This window comes from Streptomyces sp. NPDC101166, from assembly GCF_044768125.1.
Taxonomy (GTDB): Bacteria; Actinomycetota; Actinomycetes; order Streptomycetales; family Streptomycetaceae; genus Streptomyces.
The window spans coordinates 488,029-503,418 of sequence record NZ_JBIWPF010000001.1 but is presented as its reverse complement, the minus strand read 5'-3'; the positions used below and the strand labels follow the sequence as shown (position 1 = coordinate 503,418).

6 protein-coding genes are annotated in these 15,390 nt (G+C 73.4%); 3 read left to right on the top strand and 3 right to left on the bottom strand.

The annotated features are described in order from the left end of the window. Positions 1-70 precede the first annotated feature (70 nt). The 3 genes from ACIRS4_RS02195 to ACIRS4_RS02185 are packed head-to-tail and all read left to right on the top strand — an operon-like array spanning position 71 to position 10,814. A complete protein-coding gene (locus ACIRS4_RS02195; RefSeq protein WP_404188654.1) occupies positions 71-4,150 on the top strand; it encodes a hypothetical protein in 4,080 nt (1,359 codons plus the stop codon). A gap of 47 nt (positions 4,151-4,197) precedes the next feature. After that, positions 4,198-6,111 carry a hypothetical protein gene (locus ACIRS4_RS02190; RefSeq protein WP_404188651.1) on the top strand — a complete coding sequence of 638 codons (1,914 nt, stop codon included), beginning with the start codon at positions 4,198-4,200 and terminating at the stop codon, positions 6,109-6,111. Beyond that, positions 6,108-10,814 (top strand): hypothetical protein, encoded by a 4,707-nt coding sequence (locus tag ACIRS4_RS02185; RefSeq protein ID WP_404188649.1) that lies wholly within the window; start codon positions 6,108-6,110, stop codon positions 10,812-10,814. The genes ACIRS4_RS02190 and ACIRS4_RS02185 overlap by 4 nt, the downstream gene beginning before the upstream one ends. Before the next feature lie 15 nt (positions 10,815-10,829). Here ACIRS4_RS02185 and ACIRS4_RS02180 read toward each other — a convergent pair whose 3' ends face one another. Genes ACIRS4_RS02180 through ACIRS4_RS02170 form a run of 3 tightly spaced genes read right to left on the bottom strand, consistent with a single transcriptional unit; the run spans position 10,830 to position 15,226 of the window. Beyond that, positions 10,830-13,058: a hypothetical protein gene (locus tag ACIRS4_RS02180; RefSeq protein WP_404188646.1), complete on the bottom strand. Its 2,229-nt coding sequence runs from the start codon at positions 13,056-13,058 to the stop codon at positions 10,830-10,832. Positions 13,059-13,061: 3 nt separating this feature from the next. Next, the gene (locus tag ACIRS4_RS02175; RefSeq protein ID WP_404188643.1) at positions 13,062-14,195 is read right to left on the bottom strand and encodes a hypothetical protein; all 1,134 of its coding nucleotides are present in this window, start codon (positions 14,193-14,195) and stop codon (positions 13,062-13,064) included. After that, positions 14,195-15,226, bottom strand: coding sequence for a hypothetical protein (locus ACIRS4_RS02170; protein ID WP_404188641.1), 1,032 nt, complete (start codon positions 15,224-15,226; stop codon positions 14,195-14,197). Before ACIRS4_RS02170 ends, ACIRS4_RS02175 begins: the two co-directional genes overlap by 1 nt. Between the last annotated feature and the right edge of the window lie 164 nt (positions 15,227-15,390).

Below are 15,390 nucleotides of genomic sequence, written 5' to 3'. Positions count from 1 at the left end.
GGCGGCCCTACTCTGCTGCCACGGGCTCACGCCCGATTCTCGATGGCAGGCGGCAGGGGGGAACCGAGCCGTGACGGGGGACGATTGCGTCCTGATGTCCGTGAGCGACTTCGTCATGGACGAATGCGGAGTGCCTCGCTGGACCTGGCGGTGCAGCCCGCCCGGCCACGAGTCGGCGTTCACGCACACGGTCTCCCTCGGGGGGAGCGTGAAGGACCACCGCTTCCTGTACGACCCGCACGGCTTCGTCCGCGACGAGCACGCCGACCCTCCGACCGCCGGCAAGATCGTCAGCAGGCAGGGGGAGTGGCTGCGCGACAAGGTCCTCGGCGAAAGGCTGTGGGCCGTCCTCGCGAACTCGGCTTCGCACGGCACAGGAGTGGTCCGGCTTGTCCTGCGTACGGACCGGCCCGAGTGGGAGATCGCCCGCTACCCGCTGGGACTGGCAGCGGACCGCGAGGGCTCCCTCGTCGACCGGGGGCTGACCTTCGTCATCGAGCCGACGACGGCCGGCGTGAACGCGGCCGCGCGGCTCTCCCCGGCCGAGATCCGCAACCAGGCGGCCCTGCCGGTCCACCTGATCGGAGCGTTCCACCACCCCGGCGGCGAGGACACCGTCGATCTGCGTGCCGAACAGCGCGGTGTCCTCACCACCGTCCGCGACATCGGCCGCGACGAACAGGCCGACATCACCACTCAGACCCTCTCCCACCGGCTGACCCATACGGAACTGCGCGGCCAGTTGGAACACACCGGCCGTCCGCACAACCTCCCGCCCGCCCCGTGGCAGCTCATCCTGCACCTCGCCGCGCCGGGACCACTCGGAGGGTGGGTGGCGGACGACGGGAAAGGCCGGCAGCAGGCGCTCACCGCCGAAGCCCTCATCGACATGCTGCGGTGGGCCCCCGACCGAATACTGAGGCTGGCCGTGATCAGCGGCCGCCCGGCCGACCCCTCCCAGACCGACCTCATGGCGGCCTTCGGCGTCGAGGAAGCGGGCCGCGGCATCGACACCGCGGGCGCCGGCGCCGAAGCGGCGCCGCCCGAAACCGCCGCCGCTTCCCCCGCCCACGCCGCGCAGGCCGCCCCCGCCGCGTCCGACGACGGACCGCCGGCCGATCGGCTGGCCGCCGACCTCGCCCGTCTGCACGGCTGTGCCGTCCTCGCCTTCCGGCACCCCATCGACGACTCAGCGGCCGTGCGGATCCTCACGTCCCTCTACCGCAAGCTCCTGGACCGGGAACTCCCGCTGCCCCGGGCCCTCGCCCTGGCGATCGCGGACCACCGCGAAGCGATCACCGGCCTCGACACGATCTCGCCGGTCCTCTACGGCACGGCCGCCACGGACCTGACCGTGCACAAGCGCCCCCTGACGGCGTACCGCACGCCGTCGCCCAAACTGCTCCCCTCCCCGCCCGACCGGCTGTTCGGACACCACGACGCCATGGAAATGGGCGACGCCATCATCGGCCCCGGACCCCGGCGCAAGAGGAACGGCATCGTCCTCCACGGCATGGAGGGCGCCGGGAAGAGCGCCTGCGCCGCTGAACTGATCAACCAGCACGCCGACCTCTACCGCCGGATCCTTCACCACCCCGCACAGCCCTGGCCCGAGGACCCGGGCGAGGCGTTGGAGGGCTTCCTCGACGCGCTGATCGGACGCTTCAGCGAGATCGAGGACCACTACCGGAGCGACCGGGGGCGCGTCCCCTCCGCGGCCGACCTGGTCACCGACCCACGCGAGCTCACCCGATTCTGCGACCTGCTCACCGCGTATCTGACGAAGAACCGACGTCACAACCACCTCGTGTACCTGCAGGGCGTCGGCCCCCTGCTCAACGACCTCGTCGACGGCACCCCCACGGAACCCGGACGGCCCGCGCCCGATCCCTGGCGGCATCCCGGCTGGCACAAGGTGATCGGCGCCCTGACCGACCGCGAGGCGGTCGGCTTCCGGCTGATCGTGACGAGTCCGCGCCCCATCCCCCTGAACAACATGGAGTCCATACCCGTGCGGCTGCTGTCCCGGCGCGAGGCCTTCCGGTACGCCAGAAGCCTGCCGCACCTGGGCGACTTCATCGACCGCGCCGCGCGGGACCCGGACGAGCGCGGGCTCGTCGAGCGGATACTGCACGCGACCGAAGGCCACCCCGCCCTGCTCGGCCTCGCCGACTCCGCCGCCGGCCGAGGAGCCGAAGCGCTGCGCCGACTCGTCGAGGACGGCTGCACGGCGACCGCCGACGACCAGCGCATCCAGGACAGGCTCGGCGCCTGGGCGCGCGACGCCATCGACCGGCTCGCCCCGGACGACGGCTGCCGCGATCTCCTCTTCGTGCTGTGCCGGCTCAGCGCCGTGCACCGCGTGCTCGTCCACCGCGCGGTCGATCCGCGCGCCACGTCCCTGCTGGCCGTCGTCTGGGCCCACGTGCGAAGCCGTCCACTGGAGCGCGACGACGTCGTCGCCGACATCCGCCGGCTGCTGGCCGGCCTCCGGGAGGAGAACCTCATCCACCTCGCCGAGTCGCCCGAAGGGCACAGAGTGGTGGTGCACATCCATCCGGCGGTGGTGCGGGCCGCCGAGACCGCAGAGCACACCGGCATGGCCGACCCCGACGGCGCGGCCCGCCTGCGCGACGTCGCCAGGGTCGCCGCGGACCACACCGAGGGACTCGTTCGGGAGGCGTTCCGCAACCGCTCCTACGGCCGCTCGGCGGACCTCCAGTTCCTGATCCCCGAAGCCCTGCCCTACCTGGAGAGCGTCGAACGCTGGGATCTGTGCCTGGAGTTCATCGGCGGACTGCTCAGCCGCGCGCCGACGGGCCACGTACAGGACGAGGTCAAGCGCCTGCTGCGAAGGCTCAACGGCCGGGTGGGACTGAGACCCGCGAAACTCGCCCTGGTCACAAGGCTGTTGAAGACCGCGGAGAAGACCGCCGACGGCGCCGGCCCTCCCACCCCGGCCGCCGCCCTCGCCGCCGACGCGCCCGGAGCGCCAGGGGCCGACCTGAGGCTCGCGGCGGTCACCCAAGGGCTGTACGTGCGAGGACTGCGTGAGTGCGGACACCTGAGCGAGGCCCGGAAGGCGGGCGAGGAGTTCCTGCGAGGTCTGGGCGTCGACGCCGAGGACAGCGAGCAGGTCGCCCTGCTCAAAGTCGAGTTGCTGCGCGTGCTGCGCGACCTCGGGGCGTGGCGCGAGGTCCTCGAACGTGTCGAGCCGGTCTTCGACGCGCTCGTCTCGGCCCGCTGGACCGCCGGCGTCGACCAGTACAGCCGCCACGGCGACGGTGAGACCCTGCGCAAGGACCTCTTCGCCCTGCGCCGCGACTGCGAGTTCCTCCTCGCCGAGCACACCGAGCACGCCGTCGAGGACAAACTGGAGGACGACCGGCCCGGCCCCCGCCGGGAGCGGGCCCGCGCCGATCACCTCACCCTCGAACGCTACGCCCGGCGCGAGGATCCGGCGGGCCTGGCCGCACACCGCCACCGGGTGGAAGGCATTCTGCTGGGCCTCGACGACGACGCCGACCGTACCGGGCTGCGCCGGCTGGAACCGCAGCTGGACACCGGGCTGCGGGCTGCCGAGAGGCACGGCGACGAGGCGCTGCGGGCCATGACGAAGAGCGCCAGGGCGCGGGTGCTTCGCCTGCGCGCCCGAGCCCTCCCCGAAGCCGGCGACAGATGGTGCGCGATCCGCAAACACGCCCTCAGCCTCGAGCATGAAGCCCTGCGCATGCTCTACAAGTCGGGCACCCCCATGGACGTGGGCGCCTGCCATCTGCGCATCCGGGACGACGAGTCGGGCTGCCCCCGTCCGGAGATCCGCGAACTCGCTCTGTTCCACCACTTGTTCGTGCTGCTGATCGGCGAACTCACCCACGCCCACGCGCTGCGAGAAGGCGCGGCGTTGAGCGACGAACAGCGGTCCGGGATGAGGGAGTTCAGCTCTGCCTGTCCCGACACGCCCGAAGGGCTCTGCGCGGCCCTGCGGGGCGACCCGACCGGCGGCAAGGAGGGCGGAGCGCGTTCACTCATCGACCCCGCGACCCTGCTGTCCGGGCTGGCCGGGCCCGGGGGACCCGGCGGGGAACGACTGCGGTCCACCTGGGAGCGCGTCCTCGAAGCGTTCCGGTCCGACCTGGAAGGCCCTTGAGGAGAAAGGGATTTGAGGCGCAAGTGAGTCACAGGGGGGTGGTGGAGATGTCATCCGTCGGTCCACCGGTAGTGCACGTACGACTGAAGGTCTCCGCGACGCCGGGAACCCACCACGCGATGCTGACCTGGCCGCGCGGAGAGCGGACCGGGTTCCGTGAGGCGGAGATCCGGGAGGACGGGGGAGGGGAGGGGATGTGCGCGGACCTGCTCGCGGCCGTCGCACAGGGCGAGAAGGCCCTCGCCCTGGAGCAGGACGGCCCTCCCGCCGCGCACGAGGACGGGACCGAGCTCTCGACGCCGCCGGGCTGCACGCCGTCCGGCCTCGTGGTGCTGCAGATCAAGTCGCCCGAACTCGAGGAGATCGACTGGGAGGAACTGTTCCAGCAGGCCGGCCGTGTCCATGGACGCCTCTGGCGGCTGGTGCGCAGCCGCCTGGGACCAGGTAGCTTCCAGCCGGACGCGCCGGCGGTGTTCCCCGATCTCCCCGTCCGGGTAATGGTGCTGGGGGTGGATCCCTCCGTGCGTCCCGGCGGAGGGGTGTCCGGGCACGAGGACATCGCCGCGCACTACGCGCTGCGCGACAAGGTGCCCTGGTGGGAGGTGGACGTACTGCCGGGTCGCCTGAACCGTGAAACGCTCCTTCCCCGCCTGCGTCACGTTCAACCGCACATCCTCCATCTCGCCGGGTCCGCCGCGGAGGAACTTCTCACCGACGACACGCTGGACCTGGGCGAACTGAACCTGTCGCACACCCGCCTCGTCGTCTCCACAGGACCCGTCCGGACACCCGAGGCCCGCGGCAGGCTCGACGCCTTCCTGCGGAGCGACGCGCAGGACCCCGTCCTCGGCGTCGTCAGCCTCGCCCTGCGGAACCCGAAGGCCCCCGAGGACTGCCGGCTGTGCGCGCCCGTCAGCGCGTTCTACCGAACCCTCGCCGAGGACGGCGCCCTCGACGAGGCCGCCAGGAGCGCCGTGCGGAACGCGCCCGAACTGCGCGCCGTCACCACCGTGAACTGCCACCCCGGCCTCGTCCTGCCCCGGCGGACGCCCGAACCGGGAGCCGAGGCTCGGATCGGCCGGTCCCTGTACGACGACCTGCACCACGGGGCCGACCGCGTCGCACAGCGCAGGCAGGCCCTCGACGTCCTCCAGGACGGGGCCTCCGTCAAGCGGCTGGTGGCCGTGCACGGCCCCAGGGCGCACGGCGAACCCCTGAGGGGTGCGCCGTCGGGCACCACCCATGTGCTGAAGTCGGTGCTGCGCGCCTGGGAGGCGGGCGGCGGCATCGCGCTCTACGTCGACCTCCACCGGCACGAGGACGGCCTGTCCGACGGAGAACTGCGCCCACCACCCGACCCCTACGTCGAGACGGTCGCACAGCTGGCCGAGAGCGTGGCCCGCGACCACTTGGCCCACGACGAGGAGATCGAGCGCCAACTCGTCGGTCTGCGCGAACGGATCGACGAATGGCGCCGGCGGCACGAGCGCGGCGACGGCCGCACCGTGCTGAAGGTCCACGCGGAGGACGTCTTCTCCGCCGGCCGTGAGCTCATGGTCAAGATCGCGCCGCCCGGATCACACGTCGTTCTGGCGATCGACCACTTCGAGGAGGCGGACGACGCCGTCGCAGGTCAACTGGTGAGGAACCTCTTCGACAAGATCCTGGCGAGCGCGTCACTGAGCATCGTCGCGGCGACCAGGAACGGCGCCGACGTGCGCTGGCTCAGACTGTTCTGCACCACGCCGTTCGACATCCACTGCGAGAACTGGCCCGCGGACTTCGCGGGCCCCCTGTTCCGGGAGATCGGGGCCAGGAACGGGATCGACTGGCACAGGACGCCCGAATGGCGCAGCACGGTCAAGGAGTTGGCCGACGGGGACGGCCGTGAGGTCGGAGTGGACCTGCTGGCGACGGCCGGACGCGTCGCCCGGAGGACGCAGAGCGGAGGCAGGTCGTGATCGAACGCTCGGCGACGGAGGTCGCGGAACCGTACCGGACGCACTTCCGCCATTTCCGGTGCACCTTCGGCACCGACAGCACGCTCTACGAGGTGCTGAAACGGTGCAGCGTCTGCACCCGCTTCTCCCGGGGCGCCTTCGACGCGCTGGCGGGAGGCCTCGGCCACTCCCTGGACGAACTGCTGGACCGCGAATACGTCAAGCTCTGCGAAGACGACAAACGCCGCTACCACGTGCCGCAGGACATCAGGCTCGGCGCCTGGACCGCCTGGTGGCATGACACCGGGGACCACGCCGAGCGCCCCGGGCGACTGAAGAAGGCCGGACGTCCCACCGAACTCATCGAACACGCACTGGAGTTGGCGCGACACCTCAAGGACGAGGGCGGTGGCGCCGCCGCGGTCGAGAGGATCAGGCTTCTCGTGATGGCCGGGCGGACCGACGAGGCGATCCAGCTCTTCGACCACTGGTACTCCGACGCGTTGCGCCTCGGTCACGGGGTCGCGGGCCGGCGCTTCAAGGAGGCGATCGTGCCCGCCGAACTCCGGGACTTCGTCCAAGAGGACCTCATCGACAAGGAATTGATCAAGCGTCAGAAGCGAGCCGAGGCGCAGCTGGCCATGCTGGGCGTCTGGCGCACCTGCTTCGACCGGACCCGGCACTACGTCGCCCGCCCCCAGGTGGAGGGTGCGCTGGAGACGGCGCTCCACGCCGGCGAGCCGAACGCCCCCAAGGTCGTCCACCTGCACGGTCCGGGCGGTAACGGCAAGAGCACCCAGCTCTCCTGGCTGATCGCCCGGCACTGCGCCGAGCAGGACCCGCCCGTGCCCTGCGCCATGCGCGACGTCGACACCCTCGACTCGGCCCGCCTGCTGCGCCATCCCCTCCTGCTGCTGGTCGACTTCGCCCGCCAGCTGTTCAGTCAGCTGAAGCCCGTGACGAAGCAGTCCACGACGGCTCGCCTCCAGGCCCTGGTCGGCCGGCACGAGCTACTGCTGGACGCGCTCGCCCGTGAGCACGTGGACGGCACCGCGCTGCACCCGGAGGCCGTCGAGCCGCCGGAACGCCTCATGGACGAATTCCTCGCGGCGCTGGAGGACGTGGTCACGGGCGAGGGAGCGCGCATGGTCGTGCTCTGCCTCGACACCCTGGACGAACTGCTCGGCACCGCCGGATTCGACATGGGCCCGCTCTTCGACGTGCTCGGCGCCCTCACCCGCGTCGAAGGGGTCCGGCTGGTGCTCTCGGGGCGCGCCGACATCGTCGAACACCCGCAGTTCTCCCAGGCCTTCGGGCATGTGTCGGGGCGCTGGCGGTCACTCGAAGTGCCCCCCTTCACCTTGGAGAACGCGGGTGAATACCTGCGGACCCGAGGCATAGACGAGCCCCTCGCGAACCAGATCGTGACCGCCAGCCGCGAGGACTTCGAGGGCGCCCCCGGCTTCACCCCGTTCGTGCTCGCCCTCCTGGCCGACCTCGCCCTGGACAAGCCGGACGAACTGCCCCGGGCCCGTATGGAGTCCCTGGAACTGTTCGTGCTCGACCGGGAACTCAGGCGCAGGAACCCACGCGTCGAACTCGCCCTGCGCTACTGCGCCGTCGCCCGGCACCCCACGTACGACTACTTCCGGCAGGTCCTCGTCCCGCTGCTGAGCCAGACGCTGCCCGCAGGGCCGGACCTGGGGACCCGCGAGGCGGCGGACGGCCTCTGGAAGGAACTGCTCGACGTGGCCCACGGCTCCGCCTGGATGAGGATCGAGGAGAAGGACCAGCTCGTCGTCCACGTCAACGTCCGGCGCGCCGCGCGCCACAGCATGCGCCGGCAGGACACCGAAGCCTGGTGGCGGCTGCACCACGACGGCAGGGTCCGCTGCGCGGGACTCGCCGAACAAGCGCGCAAGGACCGCTCCGAAAGGGCCGCCGAGTGGACGATCGAGCAGGTCTACCACGAGCTGCACAGCGCCGCCGACCCCGACCGCGGCCGCGCCGGATCCGTCGCCGATGCCGCCCGCGTCTGGCGCGAGGCGGTCGAGGACGCCTGGCGGCGCGGCGCCGTGCGCACGGTCCTCAACCTCGCCGAGCGCCTGCTCAGCGCCGACTTCGGCAGGCAGGAGACCCAACTGGGCGAGGCGCAGCTGCCCGACCCGCGGACCATGACCGTCCAGCTCTGGTACGACATCGCCCTCGAACGCGCCTACGGCGAACTGCACGCCGTCCTCTACGACGGCCGCCCCGGCTGGCCGGACGTCGCCCGCTACTACGAACTGGCGTGCCTGCGAGCCACGATGAGTCAGGACGGCGAGCCGCCGCCCCGCCCCGACGAACGCCGCATGGAACTCCTGCGCTGCGCCCTGCTGCTCGGCGATCCCGCCCGCGCCGGCGCCGGAACCCTCGACGAGGTGCGGGAGAGCCTCGCAGCGATCTTCCGCGAACGTGAGAGCGGACCCCCGGGCCGGGAGCGCCCCTGGTCCAGGCAGCGCCTCGACGACCTCTGGCTCGCCGACGCGGGCCTGCTGTACGCGACGTGCCTGGCGCGCACCGGACCCGCCCCCGACGGCTCGGCGGACGGGGAGCGCGCCGCGGAGGGCGTGTTCACCACCACCTTCGACTGGATGACGGGCGGAGCCGACGCGAGGGCCCTGCTCATCGCCCGCTACGCGATGCGCGAATGGCGCCTGGCCGCACGCCCCGACCTGGTGCGCGCCTGGAAGACCCGGTTCGACCGGGCCGCCCTGCGCCGGCCCGAGGAGGCGGCCGCCGAGCGGACCAGGGCGGCGCTGGCCGACGCCGAGGCCGCCGTGCAGTCGGGTGTGCCCGTCGAAGGCGTCCTGCGCTCCGACCCCGGCGCCGACGCGATGGGCTTCGACGTGCTGGAAGCCCGCGTCCGGATGCTGCGCGGCGAACCGCTGCGCGCCGTCCACCTCCTGGACGCCACCGTGCAGCGCTTCGTCGACCCCGACGACGAACGCCGCCGCGCCCTCGGCCACGACGCGCACCTGATCCGCGCGCGGGCCTGGGCGGGAGTCCTGGAGCCGGCCCGTGCCGAGGACCACGCCCGGCAGGCCATGCTCCTCGCCCGGGACGACGAGGAGCGGCTGCGCGGGCTGGCGCTGCGCGCCGAACTCGCCCTGTCCGCCGCGGGCGACCTCGCGCGGGCCGACCGCTGGATCGGCCTGGCCGCCCCCCTCAGGTCGGCCCGGCGCGGCCGTGCCGGCAGCGAGATCGCCCGCGCCGAATGCGCCCTGCTGCACCGGCTCGGCAGGACCGAGGCCGCACGGCGGGCGCTGGCCGACTGGAAGGGCGCGCTGCGGGCGCGCACCGGCGAGCGGCCGTGCGGCGGCCCCCCGCCGGCCGCGCCCGACGAGTGGTTCGCCCAGGCGCTGCACTCGCTGATCCACTGCGAACCGGGCGAGGCGCGAACCCACCTGGACGCCCTGAGCGCGGCGCTCACCCGGATCCCCGACCCCGGACGCCGGCTCGTGCTCGTCGCCGAGGAGGCCGCCCTGTACGGTCCCGTCGCCGGGGCGCCGCTGCTGCCCGAACCGCTCCGCGAACCGGTGGCCCGCCTCATCGGCCGCCTTCCCGACGAACGGACGACCGCACCCCTGTGCCTGGCCGCGGCCGTGTTCCACGGGCACCTCCTCGGGGACGGGCGGCGCGCCGCCGCCGATCTCAAGGCCGCCCGGCACCGCTACGGAGCCCCCAACCACGGCGTGCACCGCACCTGGCTGCTGCTGCACCGCGTCCTGCCCTCGAGCGCCGACCCCGCGCCGCTGCCGGAACGCGAGGCGCACGAGGAGCAACTGCCCGCCCTGCGCGGGGCGGACCTCCTGGCCCGTGAGAGCCGGCGCCGCCGCCCCCGACGGCAGATGGCCGTGGACGCGGCCGACCTGCTGGGCGACGACCGGTCGGCGCCCACCCTGTGGCACCTCACGGCGGCCGAGCTGACGGCCCCGTCCGACCCCGCCACCGCCCGGCTGCGACAGCGGCTGCAGCGCCCGGGCGACGGCCTCCCGCGCACCCGCAACCTCGACCTGGCCCGACGCGCCCTGCAACGGCACGGCGGAGCCCCCGCCCAGAGCCGGGCCGACTCCGCCGCCGGGCTGCGGGGGGCCCTCACCGCCCGGGTCCCCGAGCGCCCCCTGCGCTGCGAACTCCTCGAGCCCGGCGGCGTCCCCGCCGTCCAGGACGGGGACTCACCCGTCGACGTCCTCGTCCTGCGGGGCGTCATGCGCCCGTTCGGCCGGGGCGCCGCCCTGCGCCTCCTCGGCACCGCCCGCCCGGTCCGGCCCGACGACGTGCACCAGGAGATCCGCCGGCTCTGCCTGCGCAACGACCAGCCGCCCCCGCTGGTCCTTCTGGACGCGGTCCGTCAGGGTCTGACCCGGCGGCGGCAGACCGAGCTGCGGGACCTGTTCGCCCACGAGGTGTTCCTGCTGGGGCGGGGCGACGACACCGATCCGGTGGGCGGAGCGGCCGTCGTGCTGGCGGCCGGTCTCGTGGCGGCCGAGTACGTGTATGACGGCACGTGGGAGGAGACATGGCGCCGGGCCGTGCTGCGGTTCGGCCGCACGGCGGCCGAGGCGAAGGAGGAACTCGGTTCAGCCGTACGGGATTTGGCGGCCGGTGACCTGGCCGCGCCGCCCGTCCGGCTGTTCTCGCACCTGCCCGGGGAGGAGATGTTCGGCCTCGGGCAGGTGTGACGGGCGGCTGCCGCCTCACGTGTTGAACAGCACCACGAAGAGGACCACCAGGGTCGCGATGAGCACGAACAGCATGACCGCCGCCAGGCGCCTGTCGTCGCTGTCCCCGGCGGCGTGCGCCCGCGCCGGTTCGCCGCGTCGACGGCGGGCCGGATGTTCGGCCGGGCCCGCCAGTCCGTGGGCCCGCATGATGGCCGAAGGGCCGTGGGTGGTGAAGAAGGCCGGGTGAACCATGTCCGGCCGCACCATGTGGTCCTGGAGAGTGGTCAGCAGGAGTTCGGACAGCTCCGCGGGGAGCGCCCATCCGTGCATGCCGAGAAACGTCGCCCAGACCCGGGCCGGGCCGGGCCTGCGTACGGGCTCGCGCACGAGGAGCCGGTGGAGGCGGGCGGGGGAGATGGCGGACTCCCGCCTGACGCGGCCGGAGTTCGTCCGGGTCATGCCCAGCCCCTGGGCGATGGCCAGCTCGCATGCCGCGTCGGCGGTCGCCTCGTCCCAGTGCGCGGTACGTTTCTCCAGTTCACGGCGGAGGGCGACCGCCTCGTCCTGGGTCCGGCACCGCGTCGCTCTCTCCACCAGCTCCATGTCGCCCAGTCCGCTCGCCCACTCGGCGCCGTCCCGCCGCGCATCGCCCGCCCCTCGTGCGTCGCCTTCCTGCCACGGGCCGTCGTGCGGCCGTGCGGTGTCGCCCCGTCGTGCGTCGTCCGAGCCCCGCGGCTCGCCGGTCCGCTGCGGAGCGGCGTGGGCCCCCTCGCCCCTGAGCCAGCGCGGTGGCCACGCCGCTTTCCTGGCCCGAGGCGGCGCCGCGGAGTCGTGTGCGACCGACGGCGGCAACCCCGCTGCACTGAACGGCAGTTGATCGGCCATCGTGTCCGTCGGGGGCGCGGCCGGTTCGGCGGGGGCGGTGAACGACTCGTGTCCGAGGACGGACCGGCGCGTCGCCGTCACGAAGGACGACTCGTGGTGGGCCTCGTGCAGCGCGTCGTGCCGGGTGTCGTGACCTGAGTCGTGGGAGTGGGACTCGGGGTGAGCCGGCGGGTCGGTGGGCGCGTCGTCGTCGTACGGGTCGTACGGAAGGAGCGGCTGGAAGGCCACGGCTTCGTGCTCGTGCGTGGTCGTCTCCCCGTCATCGGGCGGGCCCGCCGGGCGGGTGGGCCCCTGGCCGGTGTCCGACGCCTCACGGACGTGCCAGCCCCGGGGGAGGGCCGGCACGTCGTCGGGAGACGGGGCGCCGGACGCCGTCTCCGTGCCCCCGCCGTCGTCGGGCGGGCCGGCGGGCGGCTGCTCGTCCGGCCCGGCGTCGTCGTCGGGCAGGTGCTCGTCCTGGGCGGGGGGCGAGGCCGGCGCGGGGCCGATACGCGGCCGAAGCAGCGACAGCAGCTCACGACACCGCTCCTCGGGGGTCATCTCCGTCCGGCGCAGGGCCGGGTGGCCCACCAGCTCCAGTGCCTGCGTCCCGGACTCGGCATAGCGGGCGACCAGCAGCCGCGCCGCCTCGAGCGCCCAGTCCGCGGGCGGTTCCTGACCGTGCAGCCGCAGCCTGCGGTGGGTGGAGTGCCCCGGCGTGGGCCACTTCGGCATGATCATCAGACGGTAGGGCCCGGACTCCTCGTACTCCAGCGTGGAGAAGCTCCACGGGCCGGGCACCAGCCGCTCCAGCATCTCGACCAGGCCCAGAAGGACCAGCGTGGGCGGACTGTCGCCGAGGCACTCCTCCTCGGCTATCGACAGCTGCCGTCCGGGCTCGAACAGCACCCAGGACACCAGATGGCGCAACACGCCCGCGTGCTCGGCGGCCTCCGCCCGGAGCACGTCAGCCCCCTGCTCCGCCTCCCGGCGCAACTCGCCCAGGTCCAGCACGTCGAGCGTGCGGCCTAGACCCGCGTCGAGCGCGTCCGAGCGCCGCGACCACTCCCGTCCCGTCAGCCCCAGGGCGATACGGGCCGTCAGCCGGCCCGACGGCGCGAACAGGGCGTGACAGCGCAGACTGCCCCGGTCCATGCCGTCCCGCGCGGTGCCCCGCCACACGATCACCTCCTGGCCGGCCACCGTCGCGAAGGCGAGGGAGTCACGGCCCGCCGCGGACGCCCCCGGCGGGCGGACGATCCGCTCCGCCAGCTGCCAGAAGCTCACGGCCTGTGAACCGGCGCAGGAATGGGCCGCCGGCCCGAAGCCCCGGTTCTCGGAGATGTTGAACGGATCGTGGACGAAAGTGATCTGATCGGCGGTGGGACCGGTGTGCATGGTTCAGACCCCCATCAGCTGCGGGACCGGCGGATCGAGCAGGCCGCACATGGTGAACAGCGACAGCAGCGGGCCGAGGACGCGGCGCGGCCGCACGCCCCCGACGAACGCCTTGCGCGGACCGTGCGGATCGGTCCGGCCCGGCACGGTCGTCGGCGACATGCCGGTGGCGGAGACGAAGTGCAGGGTGCACCGGCGGCAGTCGTGCACCGGGCGCAGCCACGCGCTCGCGCCGTGCTGGGCGAGGAAGGCGTAGACGTCCCGGCTCTCCTCGTACGCCTCCTGCGGATCGACGCTCTTCCCGCCGGCCGGCGGTCCGCTGCGCAGCCACTGGTCGATGGGGTCCTCGAAGCGCAGCACGTCGCACTTGTTGAGCACCACGGCACAGGGCACGTCGCTGAAGTCGCCGTCGCGCGGCAGCCGGTCCAGCACCGTGGAGAACGTCGGGTCGGGCACCCCGGCCAGCCCGTGGCCGATGCCCGCGCTCTCCCGGGCCGGCACCAGCTGGGGCATGCGCAGCGCCCGCATCGTGTCCACCACGAAGATCAGCGCGTCCACGCCCAGCAGGAACTGGGTGCTCTGACCGCTGAGCGTGAGGGACTCGCCGGCGATGTCGAAGAACGCCACCGGACGGGTCCTGCCCCCGACGGTCACCAGCAGGGCGTCGGTGAACTCGACGAACGACACCGGGTCGGTGGACGGCAGCACCAGGCCGGCCTCCAGCTGGCTGACCGCCTGGGACAGGAACGTCTGGTGCCGGACCGTGTTCACCGAACGGCAGTGGATGCCGTACGGGTCGAGCCCGCCGCGGCCGATCTCCGCCATCATCGCCGCGAGCAGATGCGTCTTGCCGGTGCCCGACTGGCCGACGAACGCGATCGACAGCGGAGTGCCGTGACTGAGGTAGGGAACCGGCAGGAAATGCTCGCCCGGCCGCTCGTTGGGGCACTTCAGGAACGCCTGGTTGAGCAGGTCCCGGCGCCGGATCGCGTTCGTCTCCTCACCCGGCTCCCACGGCTTGAGCTCATGGGTGGGCGGCTCCGGCAGGAACAGCCGCCGGGGGTCGAAGCACAGGTCCTCCAGACAACTCGGGCAACGGATCGGCCGCGGCTGCTCGCCCGCGAGTACGTCGTCCACTATCCGCTCTCTCCCGTCCTGTCGTGGTGCGTACCGCGGCGCGGGATGCGCAGGTTCCACACCGATCCCGCGCCCCTGCCCCCGGCGTCCGGGCGCGGCGGCTCCGCCTGCTTCGGCGGCGCCGGGGCCGGCTCGGGCCGTGGCCGCGGGGGCCAGGCGTGCGGCCCCTTGGCGGCCAGCAGCTCGTCGAACCGCCGCCGGCCCGCACGCAGCGGGTCGGGCGCCTCGCCCAGGTCGACGACCGGGTCGCGTCCCGAGATCCGCTTGAGCAGCGTCCGGGCGTCGCAGCGACGGGCGGGGTCCTCCTCGAACACGCCGCGCAACAGATCCGTCAGGGCCTGCCCGGAGCCCGGCGGCGGGCGGTCGCCCGCGCTCTCCCGGCCCGTCGCCACGAAGTGGACCAACTGCCCGGCGCTCCACACGTCGTCCAGCGGATGTACGGCGCCGACGCCCTCCCGCTGCTCCGGCGAGGCCCACGGCCGCACCCCCAGCCGCCTGCGCGGCCGCCCGGCCTGTTCGGCGCCGCCGAACTGGGTGAGCTGGATGCGCGAGCCGTCCCAGCGCACCGTGCCGGGGCCGATCGACCGGTGCACCAGCGAAGCCCACTCCAGCAGCCGCAGCGTGCGGAACAGGCTGTACTCGAACTTCTGCTGCTCGCGCACCATGAGGCGGCCCGCGAACTCCGCCATCGGCTGGCCCTTGCGCAGCGGATCGAGCAGCAGGAACGGCTCGGGCGCCTCGATGGCGTACCCCGCGAGCCGGGTGAACTCGGGCGGGTAGCCCTCACGCCCGAAGGACCGCACGAGCCGCAGCCCGGCCCGGATCTCCGTCTCCAGGGCGTCCAGGGCCTCCGGCCGGGCGGCGTGCGCCGGATGTATCCGCCGCTGCGAGAGGTGCCGGCCGTCCTCCAGCGTGATCATCCGGGTTCGGAACGGGGAGCCGGGAGCGTGCGGCTCGTCCGGTTCGGCCCGCAGCACGCGCACCCGCTCGGGCATGCCCGTGGAGTCCACGAACAGCAGTACGTCGGTCATTCAGGCACCTTTCCGCCCCCGGCCACACCCCGGCACACCCCGCCGCACCGCCCCTGAGCCCCGCCGGCCACCGGCGCGCGGCCGGCGCTCTGCCGTCCCGGCACGTCGGCCTCCGGGCTCCTCCCGGCCATCCGCCGCCGGGCCCCGGCGGTCGCCGAACGCAC

Bases quoted from the DNA above. Each gene is read 5' to 3' on its own strand.
- ACIRS4_RS02190 (WP_404188651.1), top strand. From the start codon at position 4,198: ATGTCATCCGTCGGTCCACCGGTAGTGCACGTACGACTGAAGGTCTCC.
- ACIRS4_RS02180 (WP_404188646.1), bottom strand. From the start codon at position 13,058: ATGCACACCGGTCCCACCGCCGATCAGATCACTTTCGTCCACGATCCG.
- ACIRS4_RS02170 (WP_404188641.1), bottom strand. From the start codon at position 15,226: ATGACCGACGTACTGCTGTTCGTGGACTCCACGGGCATGCCCGAGCGG.